General features: G+C 66.2%; 18 protein-coding genes. 9 read left to right on the forward strand and 9 right to left on the reverse strand.

What is annotated here, in order from left to right:
• Window positions 1–20 precede the first annotated feature (20 nt).
• Window positions 21–878 (reverse strand): M48 family metallopeptidase, encoded by an 858-nt coding sequence (locus LPW39_RS08280; protein ID WP_230773400.1) that lies wholly within the window; start codon window positions 876–878, stop codon window positions 21–23.
• A gap of 169 nt (window positions 879–1047) precedes the next feature.
• Here LPW39_RS08280 and LPW39_RS08285 point away from each other — a divergent pair, with 169 nt between their 5' ends.
• Genes LPW39_RS08285 through LPW39_RS08310 form a run of 6 tightly spaced genes read left to right on the forward strand, consistent with a single transcriptional unit; the run spans window position 1048 to window position 6199 of the window.
• Window positions 1048–1755, forward strand: a complete 708-nt coding sequence (locus LPW39_RS08285) for a hypothetical protein (protein WP_230773402.1) — start codon at window positions 1048–1050, stop codon at window positions 1753–1755.
• The gene (locus tag LPW39_RS23515; RefSeq protein ID WP_330166594.1) at window positions 1752–2627 is read left to right on the forward strand and encodes a collagen-like domain-containing protein; all 876 of its coding nucleotides are present in this window, start codon (window positions 1752–1754) and stop codon (window positions 2625–2627) included. Before LPW39_RS08285 ends, LPW39_RS23515 begins: the two co-directional genes overlap by 4 nt.
• On the forward strand, window positions 2624–3478 hold the full coding sequence (locus tag LPW39_RS08295) for an aspartyl/asparaginyl beta-hydroxylase domain-containing protein (RefSeq protein ID WP_230773404.1): 855 nt from the start codon (window positions 2624–2626) through the stop codon (window positions 3476–3478). The genes LPW39_RS23515 and LPW39_RS08295 overlap by 4 nt, the downstream gene beginning before the upstream one ends.
• The gene (locus LPW39_RS08300) at window positions 3466–4491 is read left to right on the forward strand and encodes a sulfotransferase family protein (RefSeq protein WP_230773406.1); all 1026 of its coding nucleotides are present in this window, start codon (window positions 3466–3468) and stop codon (window positions 4489–4491) included. Before LPW39_RS08295 ends, LPW39_RS08300 begins: the two co-directional genes overlap by 13 nt.
• Window positions 4488–5633: a type 1 periplasmic-binding domain-containing protein gene (locus tag LPW39_RS08305; RefSeq protein ID WP_230773408.1), complete on the forward strand. Its 1146-nt coding sequence runs from the start codon at window positions 4488–4490 to the stop codon at window positions 5631–5633. The genes LPW39_RS08300 and LPW39_RS08305 overlap by 4 nt, the downstream gene beginning before the upstream one ends.
• Window positions 5634–5653: 20 nt before the next feature.
• Complete coding sequence (locus tag LPW39_RS08310; protein ID WP_230773417.1) at window positions 5654–6199, forward strand: phage tail protein; 546 nt, start codon at window positions 5654–5656, stop codon at window positions 6197–6199.
• Between the two features lie 27 nt (window positions 6200–6226).
• Here the strand turns inward: LPW39_RS08310 and cysC are convergent, their stop codons facing one another.
• From cysC to LPW39_RS08335, 5 genes are all read right to left on the reverse strand, one after another.
• A complete protein-coding gene (cysC, locus tag LPW39_RS08315; protein WP_407928813.1) occupies window positions 6227–6853 on the reverse strand; it encodes an adenylyl-sulfate kinase in 627 nt (208 codons plus the stop codon).
• The gene (locus LPW39_RS08320; RefSeq protein WP_230773419.1) at window positions 6850–7368 is read right to left on the reverse strand and encodes a GNAT family N-acetyltransferase; all 519 of its coding nucleotides are present in this window, start codon (window positions 7366–7368) and stop codon (window positions 6850–6852) included. Before LPW39_RS08320 ends, cysC begins: the two co-directional genes overlap by 4 nt.
• On the reverse strand, window positions 7358–7711 hold the full coding sequence (locus LPW39_RS08325) for a DUF6916 family protein (RefSeq protein WP_230773423.1): 354 nt from the start codon (window positions 7709–7711) through the stop codon (window positions 7358–7360). The genes LPW39_RS08320 and LPW39_RS08325 overlap by 11 nt, the downstream gene beginning before the upstream one ends.
• An 88-nt stretch (window positions 7712–7799) precedes the next feature.
• Window positions 7800–8744: a DMT family transporter gene (locus LPW39_RS08330; RefSeq protein ID WP_230773424.1), complete on the reverse strand. Its 945-nt coding sequence runs from the start codon at window positions 8742–8744 to the stop codon at window positions 7800–7802.
• A 78-nt stretch (window positions 8745–8822) separates the two neighbouring features.
• Window positions 8823–9524: a helix-turn-helix domain-containing protein gene (locus LPW39_RS08335; RefSeq protein WP_230773425.1), complete on the reverse strand. Its 702-nt coding sequence runs from the start codon at window positions 9522–9524 to the stop codon at window positions 8823–8825.
• A gap of 182 nt (window positions 9525–9706) precedes the next feature.
• Between LPW39_RS08335 and LPW39_RS08340 the strand changes: the two genes are divergently transcribed.
• The 3 genes from LPW39_RS08340 (at window position 9707) to LPW39_RS08350 (ending at window position 13207) form a co-directional block, all read left to right on the forward strand.
• On the forward strand, window positions 9707–11050 hold the full coding sequence (locus tag LPW39_RS08340; protein ID WP_230773427.1) for an AmpG family muropeptide MFS transporter: 1344 nt from the start codon (window positions 9707–9709) through the stop codon (window positions 11048–11050).
• A 128-nt stretch (window positions 11051–11178) separates the two neighbouring features.
• On the forward strand, window positions 11179–11907 hold the full coding sequence (locus LPW39_RS08345; protein WP_230773429.1) for a response regulator transcription factor: 729 nt from the start codon (window positions 11179–11181) through the stop codon (window positions 11905–11907).
• 28 nt (window positions 11908–11935) lie between these two features.
• Window positions 11936–13207: a sensor histidine kinase gene (locus LPW39_RS08350; protein ID WP_230773431.1), complete on the forward strand. Its 1272-nt coding sequence runs from the start codon at window positions 11936–11938 to the stop codon at window positions 13205–13207.
• A gap of 203 nt (window positions 13208–13410) precedes the next feature.
• On the opposite strand, the gene rbsD is transcribed toward LPW39_RS08350, so the two are convergent.
• From rbsD to LPW39_RS08365, 3 genes are read right to left on the reverse strand one after another with little or no spacing between them, the layout of a single operon-like run.
• Window positions 13411–13812 (reverse strand): D-ribose pyranase, encoded by a 402-nt coding sequence (gene rbsD / locus LPW39_RS08355; RefSeq protein ID WP_230773436.1) that lies wholly within the window; start codon window positions 13810–13812, stop codon window positions 13411–13413.
• Window positions 13809–14780, reverse strand: coding sequence for a ribokinase (gene rbsK, locus LPW39_RS08360; protein WP_330166595.1), 972 nt, complete (start codon window positions 14778–14780; stop codon window positions 13809–13811). The genes rbsD and rbsK overlap by 4 nt, the downstream gene beginning before the upstream one ends.
• Complete coding sequence (locus LPW39_RS08365; RefSeq protein WP_230773439.1) at window positions 14777–15826, reverse strand: LacI family DNA-binding transcriptional regulator; 1050 nt, start codon at window positions 15824–15826, stop codon at window positions 14777–14779. Before LPW39_RS08365 ends, rbsK begins: the two co-directional genes overlap by 4 nt.

Consider the following 15826-nt stretch of genomic DNA (forward strand, 5'->3'; position numbering starts at 1 on the left):
GGCCGTCTTGGGCTTGACGTTTAGCGCTTGGCCTGCTCGTAGAGGCCTTGTACCTTGGGCACATTCGCCTGCAGGCTGGCGATGCGGTTGGGGCCCGTCGGGTGGGTGGACAGAAAGCCGATACCGCCCTTGCCGGTGGCAGCGCCCATCTTCTCCCACAGGCTAACGGCGGCCTGCGGCGCATAGCCGGCACGTGCAGCGATCTCCAGCCCGACCAGATCGGCGTCGGATTCATCGGAGCGGCTGAACTTGAGCGTGAGCAACTGGCCCCCCAGATTGGCAGCAGCGGTGCCCATATCGCCCAGCCCAAAAATGGCTGCGCCCAGGCGGATACCCAGCCCGGTGGCTTGGTTCTTGGCCAGCTGCTCGCGGGAGTGCTCGCGCAGCGCATGCGCCATCTCGTGGCCCATGACCATCGCAATCTCGTCGTCGCTGAGCTGGAGCTGGTCGATCAGCCCGGTGTAGAACACGATCTTGCCGCCGGGCATGCAAAACGCGTTGATCTGCTTGCTGCCGATCAGGTTCACTTCCCAGCGCCAGTCCCGGGCGCGCGGATTCCAGGGCTGGGCTTGCGCAATCAGCCGCTGGGCAATGGTTTGCAGGCGTTGCAATTGCGCATTGCCAGGCCCCGCCAACGCGCCCTGCTGCTTGGCCTGCGCCAGCAGCTCGGCGTACTGCTGCTGCGCCGCCTGCTCCAGCGCTTCGGCCGGCACCAGGTTGCGCAGTGCCGAGGACTTGCCGACATCCACCTGCGCCCAGGCGCTACTTGCGCTACTGGCACCCGCCACGGCAGCCCCCGCGACGAGGGTTTGCAGCCAGGCACGGCGCCCATGGCAGGCGCAGCCGAACAACGTTGTCGAGGGGGGCAGTTCAGGCATTCCAGTTCCAATAATGAAAACGTGATGATTGCACAGTGGTTTTATCCCCAAATACCATTTCGCTTACCACATTAATAAATATATATAACAAATAAATTGCAAACTTTGTTTCGCTCTGGTACAAATCGACACCCAATTACATTTTGCTTCAAAGCAAAACAGGCCGCCCATGCCGAAGCTCCGTTTTTTAGCCGCCGCGACGCTCGCGATTGGCCTTGCCTCTGCTGCGCATGCGCAGATGGAAATTCCTGCTGGCTCTGAAAGCACTCTCGGCGGTGGCAGCCAAGACCTCGGCTGCCTGGGCGTCACCATTGGAGGCAGCTACTCTCTGGATGGTGGTTCGTTGCAGAATGCCGGCGCGTTCTTGATCGAATCGGGCGGCGTGCTCGATGCCCAAGGGAGCATCCAACTGGGCGCCGACTTTCGCAACCAAGGCACATTGAACGCAGCGGCCAGCGCCATGGTTTTCGACGGCTCCTGCGCCGCGCCGGGCGCCAGTATCACCGTCTCCGGCGTCACCACGGTGGGCAACCTCACCTTCAGCTCCAGCAGCGGTCAAAGCTTTGTGCTGCCCAACGGCGCCAATATCGTCGTCACGGGCAACCTGGTGCTGCAAGGCCAGCCGGGCCAGCCGCTGCAGATCACCACCGCATCCGGCCAGCCAGCGACCTTCACCCTGGGCCCGGGCGCACAAGTTACCCAGCAGAACGTCAACCTGGTCAATGTCTACGTGGGCCCACCCCCTAGCGCGGCGCCGGTTGCGGTGCCGGTCTCCGGCCTGGGCTGGACCGCCAGCCTCGCCCTGCTGCTTTCGCTTCTGTCTTGGGGCGCCCTGCGCTCTGCCCGCGTCCGCTCTTTCCTGAGAACCCAGCCATGAACCTCGTCAACTCCTTCTTCCACAGCCGTTGGCTGGCCGGCGGCATCATGGCCCTGGCTGCAAGCGTTGCCTGGTCTGCCGATACCAGTTTCAAGCCGGCAGCCGGCTCCGGCTTTGTCATCAAGGACCAGGCCAACCAGGATCTGTTCCGCGTGCAGGGCACCGGCGAAACCTACGTGCCGCCCGTGCGTACCGCACCAGAGACTGGGACGGAACAGCTGTGCATGGACCCCGCAACCGGCCGCTTGCTGCGCTGTGCGGATGGCATTGGCACCGGTGCCACCGGACCAGCCGGCCCCGCAGGGCCGCAAGGTGAAGTTGGCCCAGCCGGCGCCATCGGACCGGCTGGCCCGGCAGGCCCCACTGGCGCCGTTGGCCCTGCTGGCACGGTAGGTCCTGCAGGGGCTACCGGCCCTGCGGGTCCCGCCGGTCCGACAGGAGCCGCGGGGCCAGCCGGCCCTGCTGGCGCTACGGGTAACACGGGCCCTGCGGGCCCGCAAGGGATACAAGGGCCCATCGGCCCCGCCGGTGCGACCGGTCCCCAAGGCCCTATAGGCCCTACCGGCCCAACCGGTTCACAAGGCTCCATTACAGCGATCATTCAGCGCTCGGACACCAAAACAGGTGAACTCTGCGAGGCCACCGCCTGCTGCTCGGTCAATGAACAAGTGGTCGGCGGCGGCTACAGAGCCGCCAACGCCAAGGGTGGGAATGCGAACTTCGATGTCCGTGTCTCTGCCAATGCACCGGCCGAGGCTCTCAGCTGTGCCAGCACGCAAGGATGGTCGGTGCGGGTGCTCAACTCCTTCGTAGGAGATGGCTCCTTGAGCTGCACGGCCTATGCGCTGTGCGCCCCGGTCTCCGCCCCATGACCCTCGCAGCCGCTCCCTGCCCCCCAGGCCAACCCCGCCAGGGTCTGCGCCTACAGGGCATCACCACCATGCGCCTGCCCTGGCGCCTGGAGGTAGCGGCTGCCTTGCAAGAAGCCCAGCAACTGCCCGAATCCCTGTGGCGCATGCATTTCAACCAGGGCCGGCACGATGGTGGCTGGCAGGCGCTGGCCTTGCGGGCATCGGCCCAGGCGCCGTCGGACATCATGCCGATGGATGCCAGTTTGGACGCGTATGCCGACTGCGAGGCACTACAGGCCTGCCCCGCCATTGCCGCCCTGCTGCACAGCCTGGACCTGCAGTGGAAATCGGTGCGCCTGATGCGCCTGCAGCCTGACAGCGAGATCATGGAGCACACCGATGCAGGCCTGTGCGCCGCCGAGGGCGATGCCCGGCTGCACATTCCCTTGCAGACCGAAGAGCGGGTTTTTTTCCATTTAGGTGGCCAGCGCGTGCCGATGCGCGTGGGTGAATGCTGGTACACCGATGTGTCCCTGCCGCACCGCGTACGTAACCGCAGCGGCAAGGCACGCATCCACCTGGTTGCAGATGCGCTGGTGGACGAGCGCCTGGCACAGGCGTTTGCCGCCGGTGACCAGGGCGAGCCAGCGCCTGATGACGGTGATCCCTGGTTGGCTTTTGAACAGTTTCGCGAGCGCGTGTTTGCGCAAGAAGCACTGGCCGATGCGCTGGCCGGCTGCGCCGACCTGGCCAGCCTGAGCGCCCGCAGCATTGCGCTGGGCCAGGCCCAGGGCCTGGTGTTTGATGCCTCCGATGTCGAATCGGCGATGAAGGCCGGGCGCCGCGCCTGGAATGCCCAATGGATGCTCTGACACTGCAGGGCTGGCGGCCCGTTCAGCTGTACCACGATGGCAACCAGACCATGGTGGACTGGGCGCGCCTGGGCGATGCCCCGTTGCGCGCGCCCTTCTACCAGGAGAGCCTCAAGCCGCTGCTCAACTTGCCGTTCAACCAGGCCTTCCGCCGGCAGACCCCGCTGCAAGCGCTGCTGGACTGGCAGGCGCAGTCGCCAGGAATCGCGCCTTGCCTGCTGGTGTTCCATGTCTCGCGCTGCGGCTCCACCTTGTTCCCCCAGGCACTGGCGCAAAGCGCCCACCACCTGGCGATGTCCGAGCCGCCTCCGGTCGATTTCCTGCTGCGCCAGGCGCTGGTCAACGGCTGGCTCAGCCCCGCGCAAGCCATTGCTGCCCTGCGCGCCTGGATGAGCGCCTGGGCCCAACGCAGCGATACGGCCAGCCCGGCGCTGCAATCGGCCAGCCTCAAGATTGACGCCTGGAACACCGACCAGGCACCGCTGTTGATGCAGGCCTGGCCTGAGGCCTTGCCGGTCTTTTTGACCCGTGAGCCACTGTCGGTGCTGGTGTCGCAGATGCAGGAGCGCGCTTTCTACCTCGTACCCGGCGCCTTTGGCCCCACGTTCGGCCTGCCGGGCTTGAACCTGCTGGAGCAGGCCACGATGCCGCCCGAGCAGTACTGCGCACGCATGCTGGGCCGCATTTATGCGGACATGGCCCGGGTGGCCGATCCGGCCCAGGCGCTGGTGCTGGACCACAGCCAACTGCCCGAGGCCATCGAGCAACTGGTACTGCCACGCATGTCCTGGCAACCCGATGCAAAAGCCATGCAGGCGCTGCGCGAGCGCCTGTCGCGCCACGGCAAGCGGCCGCATGAGCCCTTTGCCCAGGACACCAGCGACAAACATGCCAAGGCCAACCTCGCATTGCGCGCGCTGGCCGAGCAATGGATGGCCCCCCATTACCAGCAATTGCGGGCCCGGTGCGACGCCCATGACCGCGCAGAGACTCTCACCGAGGCAGCCTTATGACCATGATTCCAAGACGCCATTTTCTCGCCTCCACCAGCGTGGCCGTCAGCACAACCGGCGGCTGGAGTGCTGCGCAGGCGCTGGCGCCCAGTGCCCCGGCCCCGCAAACGGCCACGGCCTGGCAGCTGCTGGCCGTGGCGCCGCAGTCGCACAAGGTGGCCACTCTGGGCTCGGACTACCGCCGAGGCCTGGAGCTGGGCCTGGCCCAGCGGCCTGAAGTTGCTGTGCAGCTGCACTGGGTGGAAGCCCCTCCCACCCCCAACCGCGCTGCCCGCAGCATCACGGCGGCGATCGATCAACGGCCCCAGCTGCATGGTGTTGTCGGCTGGATGCCGCCCGCCGTCGAAGCCAAGGTCGCCGCCCATGCGCAGCCCCTGGGCCTGCCACTGTGGGCCAGCGATACCGGTGCAGATCTGCCTGCAGCCGCCAAGCCGGGCCAACCCCAGGCTGTCGTGCGCCATAGCCTGGATCTGTGCGGCAGTGCAGCGCAGCTGGCGCAGGCCGTCTACCAACAGCAAGGCCCCAAGGCAGTGCTGGCTGTTGGGCAGATGGAAGCTGGCTACGACTTTGTCTATACGTTTGAGCAGGCCTACCGTGCGCTGGGCGGACGGATAGTTGCCCGCCATGTGGGCCAATTTGGACCGCAGCACGAGGAATTTGACGGCCTGCGTACTGCCGTTTTTAGCCACCGGCCCGATGCCGTTGTAGCCTTTTATTCCGGCCCGCAGTTGGCCCGCTTTGGCCGCTGGTGGCAGGCACATGCACTGTCGCAAGGTACTTGGGGACTGGCAGGTTTCCCTTGGCTGGCGGATGTGCCTACCGGTGGCAATACCACCACCGCCGGTGCCTGGTCCAGCGCTGCACAGGCTGAGCAGGTTTGGAAGCAACGTTTTGAGCAGGCGGCATTGCCCTGGACTGCTGCCGCGCTGATGGGTGCCGAGGCGGGCTTTAGCCTTGCAGCTGCCATCGAGAACACGGCTCCACAACCATCCATTTCTGCATTGCACCAAGCGTGGCAAACGGCAGTGCTGCAGGGGCCACTTGCTACCAGTCCACGCACAGCAACCTCAATCAGCCACGTCAACAACCGCCCTGCCACCCCACTTACCAGCGGATGGCTCAATGGCTATCTGCAAACCTAACAACATCAAAGGAAACAACCATGGACGCGTATATCGGCCAAATCATTATGTTTGGCGGCCTTTTTGCTCCCCAAAACTGGGCTTTCTGCCACGGACAAGTTATGGCTATCAGCCAATACCAAGCCCTGTTCGCCATCTTGGGGACTACCTATGGCGGCAATGGCACAACCACTTTTATGCTGCCCGATTTGCGCGGCCGGGTGCCGGTAGGTGCAGGACCGGGGAGCTTTTATGACCAATTCACCCCTGGACTTGTGACAGGCAGCAACACTGTCACGATGACCACCAACCAGATGCCAGCCCATACCCACCCCGTGGTTAGCAGCACCACTGCCAGCACCTTGGCGGGGACCTTGCAGACGCCGACTACAGGCTCCATATTGGCGCAATCAAATCAGCGCAACGCGCAGTTCATCGAAGCAGGCAATGCCGGTCAGACGGTGCAATTGGGTGGAGGACCCACCATCGGGATCGCTGGTGCATCGCAGCCTCTTTCCGTCATGCAACCTTCTATAGGTATCAATTTCATCATTGCGCTGGTGGGCATTTTCCCCTCGCGCAACTGATTGTTCATCCCGCTTCGATCAGCCCGCTCATCCAGCCCGCGTCTGTTCGAAGCTTTGGGCATCCAAATACGCCAGCACAGCGCCTAGCGCAGCCTCGGGCGCCAGGTCTGCACCCTGCAAATGCAGCTCCGCCTGCAGCGGCCGCTCATAAGGGCTGTCAATACCGGTAAAGTCGCGCAGCTCGCCGCGCCGGGCGCGCGCATACAAGCCCTTGGGATCGCGCGCCTCGCACACAGCCAGCGGCGTATCGACAAACACCTCGACAAAGGCGCCGGGCGCAAACAAGGCCCGCGCCTGTGCCCGGTCTGCTGCAAACGGCGAAATCGCAGAGACGATAACGACCAGGCCAGCATCGGCCATCAGCCGCGCCACATGGGCCATGCGGCGGATATTCTCTGCCCGCGCCTCGGCACTGAAACCCAGATCGGCATTGAGCCCCTGGCGCAGGTTGTCGCCATCGAGCGCATAGGTATGGCAGCCGCGCTGGTGCAAGGCCCGCTCCAGCGCATGGGCCAGGCTGGTTTTGCCCGAGGCGGACAAACCGGTGAGCCAGATGCAGCAAGGCGTATGGCCCATCAGCGCGGCGCGCTGGGCCGGTAGCACCGCCTGGCCTGGCGGAAAGATGGAGGTGGCGGGGTCTGGAAGGTCGTTCATTCGGCAAGCTCCCTCTGGATCGGCGCACGGAGCATGTTCAGGTACAGGCCATCTCCCGGCAGTTGCACAAAACCCAGCCGCCCATATAAATGGCGCGCCCGGTTCTGGGGCTCCACACTCAGCGCAAGCGGCTGCCGCCGGGCATCGGCGCGGTCGCACAACCATTGCAGCAGCAAGCTCCCCAGGCCTTGGCTGCGCTGTGCCGCCAGCAGTGAGATATCAACGACCCGCAGTGCATCAACACTGTCATCGACGATCAGCCGCCCAATAGGCTGACCATCCCGTTCGACCAGGTAATGCAGCGCCTCGGGGTAGCAGCTGCCGTAGTGCTGGCTCTGAAAATCAAACTGCGACTGGCAGAAGGCATCGATGGCCTCAGGCGGCCAGCCGGTAACTGCCAGCTCGTCGCTGCGCACATCGCGGTAGAGCACACGCAAAAAATCCGCATCCGACGCCAAGGACTGGCGCAGCTGCAAACTGCCTAGCTGCAGGGCTGCAGGCAGCTCAGAGGGCATGGCTGAAGTGGGCCTCGTAGTACACGCCTTGCGCATCGGCGCCGGTGGCAGACACCATGATCGCAAAGTCGCCCCAGTGCGCATGGCGTGCGCGGTAGGTCTGGCTGGGAAGAACCGGGGCGGTCGGGCCCTGAAAATTAAGCCGGAAGGCAGCCATGCCTGGGGCCGATCGGCTTTGCGTTTCAAAAGCTGTTACCAGCAGCGGGATCTGGTGCGTCTGCCCTGCGGTGTCCGCCGCCAGAAACACCAGCGACTGGCCCTGGAGCTGGCTGGCCATATCCTGCGTCAACACCCGCGACCATACGGCGTCATCCAGTTGGTGAGTGGCTTCAGGCAAGGTCATACAGCGGCAGCAAACGCAGTCCGTGGTGGCAAGAGCGCCATTCTATCGCCGGGCCTGCAGAACACGCCGTCCATACGCGACCCGGCAGTCAACTGCGCATTTCCGCCTTCACCACCACCCACAGCCCCAGCAACACCGCCGCCAAGCCCACCCAGGCCACCCACGGCTGGTGCTCGCCAACAATCCACACGGCCAGCACAAAGGCCGCCACCGGCTCGATGAGGCTGAGCGCCACGCCGGTGGGCCCGGAGATATGGCGCAGGCCCATCGAGAACAGCAAGTGCGCAATGCCCGAGACGACAGCGCCCAGGTAGACGACGACCAGCACGGCAGACAGGCTCCACTGCGGCACGCCCGCATACAGCGCGGCAACGGGCAGGGCCAGCAGCGCAGCACCGCTGAACACATAGAAGTTCACCACCTTGGGCGACATATGGCTGACCAGGCGCTTGTTGACCAGCGCATAGCCGGCATAGGACAGCCCCGCGAGCAGGCACAGCGCCAGTCCAGGCCAGGAGACCTGGCTGCTGCCGCCCTCGCCCATCACCATGGCCACACCACCGGCCACGCTGACCAAGGTGCCCAGCCACCACAGCGGCGACAGCGGCGCGCGCAGCACCAGCGCCTGCAGCAGGCCCGCCCAGATGGGGCTGCTGCCAATGGCCACGGCCGTGCCCACACCCACACCGGCCATCTGCAGGCCGGCATAAAAGAACACGCTGTAGCCGCCAATGCCCAGCGATGCCCAGAAGAACGACGACAGCCGCAGCCCCGCCTGGCGGGGCCGCAGCACCAGGCTGCCAGTGCTGCCGCGCCGCGCCCAGAGCAGGCTCAGGCCCAGGAAGGCCGCCGCCACGGCAAGCTGCGCCGCACCCACCCAGAACGGCGACAGCCCCGCCGCCCCCAGGTATTGGGCGGTGCCACTGGTGCCCCAGAGCACGCCGGCAATGGCGACCAGTGCAATGCCCTGGGCGGAGGCGCTGAAGAAAGAAGAAGGTGCAGGGGAAACCATGCCGCTGGATGTCTGTGTCATACCGCTATGGTGCTGCGGCGGGACCCGGGCAAATGTCGAGAAACGCTTGTGCCTGCGCTGCTCCACAGGCCCCGTGCATCACCCCAGCGCGCCCTTGCGCAGGCTACGGCTGCCCACGCCACGGTCGCGCCGCAGTGCATAGGCCAGCGCGCTGGCGGTGCTGTAGCCGCAGCGCAGCGCCGTGGTCTCCAGCGGCTGGCCGGCCGCCAGCGCTTTGCTGGCCTCGGTCAGGCGCAGGTCGCGCAGCCACTGCTGGGGGGTGCTGCCGGTCAGCTCCAGCCAGCGCACATGGAAGCGCTGCGGGCTCAGGTGCGCGAGGGCCGCCAGTTGGGGGGTGCGCCAGTCGCCGGCCAGATCGGCCCGCACCGCAGCAGTGATGGCCTGCACATCTAGCGCACGGCGCAGCAGCAGCTGAGGCGATTGCTGCACCCAGGCCACATGGGCCTGGGCCACCGTCAAGGCCGAGGCATGGGTGGCCAACCAGTCACGCGGCGGCGCGGCAAAGCGGCGCATCTGCGCCCAGTCTGCGCCGTCGGGCACATCCACCACGGCCAGCGCACTGCCCTTCTGGGCCAGGTAGGCGTGCGTGGAGCCGGCCGGTATCACCACGCCGCTGGCGGTATCGACATAGGCGGCCTTGCCATCGACCTCCAGCTCCATGCGGCCGGCCAGCGCATACAGCAGCTGCACATGGTCATGGCTGTGCGCCTGCTGCTCGCCTTCGTAGTGGCGAACAGAGTAGTCAGGAGCCAGCAAGCGGTGGTGGGAGTGGTCGGCCATGGCAGCAGCGGTGCATCATTGCATAGCGCACAGTGTAGCCATGCGCTGGCGGTTGCTCCCTATTGCTCCCTATTGCTCGCTATTGCGCCGCTTGCCCCGCCCGGCCGTGCGGATCAGCGTATATTGGCGCATTGTCCGGGCCTGGCCTGGGCCTCCCTCGTTTTACTGCACCGCCCGTCTGCATGGCCGACACCTCTTCATCCGTGACTGCTTCTCCCGCCCGCCGCTCCTGGGCGGACACGTTCCGCGTCTACACCGAGCCGGCCAGCCTGCGCATGCTGGCACTGGGCTTTTCTGCCGGCTTGCCACTGCTGCTGGTGCTGGGCACCTTGTCGTTCTGGCTGCGCAAGGCGGGCATCGACCGCAGCACCATCGGCTACCTCAGCTGGGTGGGCCTGGCCTATGCGTTCAAATGGGTCTGGTCGCCCTTGGTCGACCGGCTGCCGCTGCCAGGCCTCACGCGCCTGCTGGGGCGCCGGCGCAGCTGGCTGCTGCTGGCCCAGGGCCTGGTGATCGCCGGCCTGCTGGGCATGGCCTGGGCCGATCCGCAACTGCACCTCAACCATGTCGTCTGGTGCGCGCTGGCCGTGGCCTTTGGCTCGGCCACGCAGGATATTGCGCTCGATGCCTACCGCATCGAATCGGCCGACGCCGAGCGCCAGGCGGCACTGGCCGCCACCTACCAGACGGGTTACCGCATCGCGATGATCTGGGCCGGCGCTGGCGTGCTGTGGCTGGTGGCGCTGGGTCTGCAAGAAGGCGCGGGCGACTACCAGCGCCAGGCCTGGAGCTTTGCCTATCTGGTGATGGCCGCGTCGATGCTGGTGGGCGTGGTCACCGTGCTGCTGTCGCCCGAGCCCGTGGCCAAGGCGCTGACCCCTGCCCGCAATGCCGCCCAATGGCTGCGCGAGGCGCTGGTCGCCCCGTTTGCCGACTTTCTGGGCCGCTACGGTTGGCATGCGGCACTGATCCTGGCCTTGATCGCGATCTACCGCATCTCCGATGTGGTGATGGGCATCATGGCCAACCCCTTTTATGTCGACATGGGCTACACCGAAGCTGAGGTCGCCTCGGTCAGCAAGATCTTCGGCGTCATCATGACCCTGGTCGGCGCCTTCATCGGCGGCGTGATCTCGATGCGCATCGGCGTGATGCGGGTGCTGATGCTGGGCGCCGTGCTGTCGGCTGGCAGCAACCTGCTGTTTGCCTGGCTGGCCACCCGTGGCCATGACCTGGTGGGCCTGATTGCGGTGGTCTCCGCCGACAACCTGGCTGGCGGCATTGCGTCAGCGGCCTTCATCGCCTACCTGTCGAGCCTCACCAATGTGAACTACTCGGCCACCCAGTATGCGCTGTTCAGCTCGATGATGATGCTGCTGCCCAAGTGGATTGCCGGCTTCTCGGGCGTCTATGTAGACCATTTCGGCTATGCGCAGTTCTTTGTGTCGACGGCGCTGCTGGGGTTGCCGGTGCTGGTGTTGGTCTGGCTGGCGTCGCGCATCAGGCCGGTGCCGAGCCAATCCTGAGAGGTTGACGGAACCCCGGGGGCGGTTTACCAAACTTTACGGCAGGGACAATCCGGCGCGACCCCAGCGTGCCACGATCGCCCCTATAGCAAAATCTGCGGGTCCTCCCGCCCATAACCATGACTGCCATGCATACCCACCAACTGTTGATGATCGAAGATGACGAGCGTCTGGCCAATATGGTGAGCGAGTATCTGGCCCAGTCGGGGCTGCAGGTCAGCCACATGGCTGATGGCGCCAGCGGCCTCGCGGCACTGCAGGAGCCGGCCAGCGGCCAGGCGCCCGACCTGGTCATCCTCGATCTGATGCTGCCCGATCTGGACGGCCTGGAGGTCTGCCGCCGCATCCGCACCCTGAACGGCCCCGCCGCCCAGGTGCCTATCCTGATGCTCACCGCCAAGGGCGACCCGATGGACCGCGTCATCGGCCTCGAAGTGGGCGCCGATGACTACCTGCCCAAGCCCTTTGAGCCGCGCGAGCTGCTTGCCCGCATCCGCGCCATACTGCGCCGCCGGGTGGATGGCGGCAGCGCGGCAGCCCCGGCCAGCCAGGTGCTGCGCTTTGGCAGCCTGGAGATCGACCGCGACGCCCGTTCCGTCACGATCAGCGGCAAGCCCGCCGATCTGACCAGCTACCAGTTTGACCTGCTGGTCACCCTGGCCGAGCGCGCTGGCCGCGTGCTCAGCCGCGACCAGATCATGGAAGCCGTGCGCGGCCGCGAACTTGAAGCCTTTGACCGCTCCATCGACGTGCACATGGGCCGCATCCGCGCCGCCATCGAGGCCGATGCCAAGAACCCGCGCCGGATTCTGACCGTGCGCGGCGTGGGCTATGTGTTCGCCAAACAGCAGGACTGAGGACTGGCTCCAGCGCCCCGCCGCCCGCATGCATCTGTACAAATACTTCGCCGAACGGCTTTATCTGCGTATCTGGCTCACCGTGGTGGGCGGCGTGGCCGTGCTGATCCTGGTGATTGGCTGGGCCTGGCAGGCGGCGGCGGAGAAGAATGCCACGCCACTGCAGCCCCCGGCGCGAGAGCTGCTGATCCGCAGTGCCGATGGCTCGTTGCTGCTGCATGGCGAGGCGGTGCGCCAGCCTGGCGACCCCAGCGAGCTGGTGCTGTACCTGATTGAGGACGACCAGGGCCGCACCTACGAGATGGAGCTGCAGCGCCGATCCGGCCGTGGCGAAGGCCACCGCCCCCCGCCGCCCAACCTGGGGCCCTGGTGGTTCTGGGTCAAGCCGCCGTTTGGCTTTTTCTGGATGCTGGGCCTCATCGGTGTCGTCGTCGTCGTGGGCGTGTTCCCCATCATCCGGCGCCTGATGGGCCGGCTCGAAGCACTGCGCAAAGGCGTCAAGCAGTTTGGCGATGGCGACCTGTCGGTGCGCGTCGATGTGCGCGGCAATGACGAGGTCAGCGACCTGGCCGAGCAGTTCAATGCCGCAGCCGCCCGCATCGAGGCGCTGGTGCAATCGCACAAATCGCTGCTGGCCAACTCCTCGCATGAGCTGCGCAGCCCGCTGACCCGCATCCGCATGGGCGTGGAGCTGATGGGCGAAAAGCCCTCGCCCACCTTCAAACAGGAGATCCAGCGCAATATCGCCGAGCTCGACCAGCTGGTCGACGAGATCCTGCTGGCCAGCCGCCTGGGCGCGCGCGAAGCCGATGTGGGTACCTCGGAGATGATCGACATCATCGGCCTCTGCGCCGAAGAGTGCGCCCGGGTCGAGGCCGACCTGGAAGTGGCCGACATGCATGGCGATGCGATCGAGGTGCGTGGCATTGCCAAGCTGCTGCGCCGCGCGGTGCGCAACCTGCTGGAAAACGCCCGCCGCTACTCCCAGGGCCCGATCACCTTGTTCCTGGACAAGCAAGGCGCCTATGCCGAAATCCGCGTGGCCGACCGGGGCCCCGGCGTGCCGCCCGACCAGCGCGAGCGCATTTTTGAATCCTTCTACCGCATGCCCGGCGCCAGCGAGCGCCATGGCGGTGTGGGCCTGGGCCTGGCCCTCGTGCGCTCGATTGCCGAGCGCCATGAAGGCAGCGTGCATTGCGAGGGGCGTGAGGGCGGTGGCGCCGTCTTTGTGCTGCGCCTGCCGTTGGCACCGCTGGCACGCAGCGCGCCTGCGCAAACCCTGCCGCCGGCCAGCGTCTAAACCAGCCGCAAACGCTTTTACAAAGGGCCTCTTGCTTTGCAGCAGAGGCCCTTGTTGATGGCACGGTGGATGTCAGCGCGTAGAGCCGTTAACACAGCCCAGCAAACCGAAGGTTTGCGGTTGAGACTAGGCGTCAAGCCGCAGGCAGTACAGACGTACGACAAGGCTTGGCAACGACGTATCAAGGGCCGTGTTAGCGGCTCTTAAAAAGCGACGCCGGAGCGAAGTGCGATATTGGCATAGGGCGTGCATTCACCGGTGCGCACCACGGCCACGGCCTGGCGGCTCATGGCCTTGAACGCTTCATGCGACACGCATTGCGGCGCGCTCGGCAGGCCATCGGCCTGGCGCCGCTGGTACCAGGCCGGCAGTTGCTGTCCGTCCAGGCACTCGTTGGCGACGATGGCCGCTTCCACCTGCAGTTCGCTCAGGATGGCTTGCAGCACCTGGTCCAGGCTGGGCACGCCGCGCGCCACGGCCAGGTCCACCCGGCGCACGCCAGGGGGCACCGGCAGGCCGGCATCGCCAATCACCAACATATCGCCATGGCCCATCGCGGCAATGATTTGCGACAACTCGATATTCAACAGCGCGGCACGCTTCATACGGGGCTCCAGAGACTGGCTTCGGTGCGGGTGGCGACCTCGGCATGGAATGGGATGGAAGGTTGCGCGCCAGCGCGGGTCACGCAGATGGCTGCCGCACGGATGGCCCACTGTGTGGCCTCGTCCAGCTTGGCGCCGGCGGCCAGCTGCACGGTCAGCGCACCCAGGAAGGTATCGCCAGCAGCCGTGGTGTCCACCGCCTGCACCTGGGGGGCGCGGTGCCAGTGGGCGGCGGCTTCAGCGCCATCGGCGGCTTGGTCGCAGCAGACGGCACCCTGGCTGCCCAAGGTCACCACCACCTGGCCCACGCCCTTGGCCTGCAGCCAGCGGGCGGCACGGGCCGCGCTCTTAGGGCTGTCCACGGGGCTGCCGCTCAGCTGCGCGGCTTCGGCTTCGTTCACCACCAGCACATCAATGCGGGGCCACCAGGCATCGGGCAGCGGCTGCACCGGCGAGGGGTTGAGGACGGTCTTGCAGCCTTCGGCGCGCGCGCTGCGCAAGGCCTGGTCTACTTCTTCCAATGGGGTTTCGAACTGCAGCACCACATAGGCGGCATCCTGCAGCAGCGGGCGCAGCACCTGCTCGGTCACCTGCAAGCGCAAGTTGGCGCCGGGCACCACGACGATCTGGTTCTGGGCGCTGTCATCGACGCTGATGACGGCGACGCCGGTGGCATCGCGCGCGCTGCGCTGCACATGCTGCACATCGATATGGTCGGCCACCAGGCCAGCGAGCAATTGGTCGGCATAGGCGTCCTCGCCCACGCAGGACAGCAGGCTGACGGCCGCCCCCTGGCGCGCGCAGCTGACGGCCTGGTTGCCGCCCTTGCCGCCGGGCACCTGGCTGAGCGACTGGCCCAGCATGGTCTCGCCCGCGCGCGGCATATGCGGCACGCGCAGCACCAGGTCCATGTTCAAACTGCCCAGCACCACGATACGCGGGGCCTGGCTCAAGATAGGCACATTCACACTGTTTCTCCACTCACAATCGGCACGGCAGCGCGGGCCAGGGCCCGGCTGCTCTCCCGGGTGACCAGGGCTGGCACCAGCATCTGCGTGCTGGCAGCAGCCGGCTCGGCGCTGCGGCCGGCCTGGATGCGCTCCAGCAACCAGGCCAGCGCCTGCTGGGCCATGGCCCGGGTCGGCTGGGCCACCGTGGTCAGCGCTGGCTGCGTATAGCTGGCCAGCTCGATATCGTCATAGCCCACCACGGCCACGTCGCGCGGCACCTGCAGGCCCGCCTCGTGCACGGCGCGCAGCGCGCCCATGGCCATCAGGTCGTTGCAGGCAAACACGGCCGTGGGCCGGTGGGCGCCGCCGTCGTGCAGCAGGCGCTGCATGGCTACATAGCCACCGTTGACGGTGAAATCGCCATGCACCAGCAGATCAGAGGGCAGGCCCACCAGCTGCAGCGCCTGGCGCCAGCCTTGTACGCGCTGCCCGCTGGATTGCAGATCCTGCGGGCCAGCGACGCAGGCAATGCGCTTGCGGCCCAGGGCCATCAGGTGCTGGGTGGCCAGCATGCCGCCCTGCACATGGTCGGTCTGCACGCAGGGGCGCTCCAGGCCGGCAATGGCCCGGTCGATGAGCACCATCGGCAGCGCGGTTTGCGCCAGGTGCTGGGACATCAGCGCGTCATCGCTGGTGGAGGCCACGATCAGGCCATCGACCCGCTTTTGCGACAGCACATCCAGGTAGACCTGCTGGCGCCCGGCATCGTTGTCGGTATTGCACAGCAGCAGCGCATAGCCGGCGGCAAAGCAGGCGTCTTCGACCGCGCGCACCAGCTCGGCAAAGTAGGGGTTGGAGTTGTCCGGCACCAGCATGCCGAGGGTGTGCGTGGCCTGGGTCTTGAGGCTGCGCGCCACCGCGCTGGGCACATAGCCCAGGGTCTGCACGGCCTCCTGCACACGCTCCTGCGTGGCCGGCAGCACCGAACGTGTCTTGTTCAGCACGTGCGATACCGTGGTGACGGACACGCCCGCCAGGCGCGCCACGTCCTTAATGCTGCTCAT

Origin of the sequence: Comamonas koreensis (genome assembly GCF_021026195.1) — a bacterium.
Lineage (GTDB): Bacteria > Pseudomonadota > Gammaproteobacteria > Burkholderiales > Burkholderiaceae_C > Comamonas > Comamonas koreensis.

Excerpts from the sequence above, each read along its gene's own strand:
- LPW39_RS08320 (WP_230773419.1), bottom strand. The coding sequence starts at position 7,368 with ATGCCCTCTGAGCTGCCTGCAGCCCTGCAGCTAGGCAGTTTGCAGCTG.
- LPW39_RS08330 (WP_230773424.1), bottom strand. The coding sequence starts at position 8,744 with ATGACACAGACATCCAGCGGCATGGTTTCCCCTGCACCTTCTTCTTTC.
- LPW39_RS08305 (WP_230773408.1), top strand. The coding sequence starts at position 4,488 with ATGACCATGATTCCAAGACGCCATTTTCTCGCCTCCACCAGCGTGGCC.
- LPW39_RS23515 (WP_330166594.1), top strand. The coding sequence starts at position 1,752 with ATGAACCTCGTCAACTCCTTCTTCCACAGCCGTTGGCTGGCCGGCGGC.
- LPW39_RS08340 (WP_230773427.1), top strand. The coding sequence starts at position 9,707 with ATGGCCGACACCTCTTCATCCGTGACTGCTTCTCCCGCCCGCCGCTCC.
- LPW39_RS08280 (WP_230773400.1), bottom strand. The coding sequence starts at position 878 with ATGCCTGAACTGCCCCCCTCGACAACGTTGTTCGGCTGCGCCTGCCAT.
- LPW39_RS08285 (WP_230773402.1), top strand. The coding sequence starts at position 1,048 with ATGCCGAAGCTCCGTTTTTTAGCCGCCGCGACGCTCGCGATTGGCCTT.
- LPW39_RS08310 (WP_230773417.1), top strand. The coding sequence starts at position 5,654 with ATGGACGCGTATATCGGCCAAATCATTATGTTTGGCGGCCTTTTTGCT.
- LPW39_RS08295 (WP_230773404.1), top strand. The coding sequence starts at position 2,624 with ATGACCCTCGCAGCCGCTCCCTGCCCCCCAGGCCAACCCCGCCAGGGT.
- rbsD (WP_230773436.1), bottom strand. The coding sequence starts at position 13,812 with ATGAAGCGTGCCGCGCTGTTGAATATCGAGTTGTCGCAAATCATTGCC.
- LPW39_RS08365 (WP_230773439.1), bottom strand. The coding sequence starts at position 15,826 with ATGAGCAGCATTAAGGACGTGGCGCGCCTGGCGGGCGTGTCCGTCACC.
- LPW39_RS08325 (WP_230773423.1), bottom strand. The coding sequence starts at position 7,711 with ATGACCTTGCCTGAAGCCACTCACCAACTGGATGACGCCGTATGGTCG.
- LPW39_RS08350 (WP_230773431.1), top strand. The coding sequence starts at position 11,936 with ATGCATCTGTACAAATACTTCGCCGAACGGCTTTATCTGCGTATCTGG.
- LPW39_RS08335 (WP_230773425.1), bottom strand. The coding sequence starts at position 9,524 with ATGGCCGACCACTCCCACCACCGCTTGCTGGCTCCTGACTACTCTGTT.
- LPW39_RS08345 (WP_230773429.1), top strand. The coding sequence starts at position 11,179 with ATGCATACCCACCAACTGTTGATGATCGAAGATGACGAGCGTCTGGCC.
- cysC (WP_407928813.1), bottom strand. The coding sequence starts at position 6,853 with ATGAACGACCTTCCAGACCCCGCCACCTCCATCTTTCCGCCAGGCCAG.
- LPW39_RS08300 (WP_230773406.1), top strand. The coding sequence starts at position 3,466 with ATGGATGCTCTGACACTGCAGGGCTGGCGGCCCGTTCAGCTGTACCAC.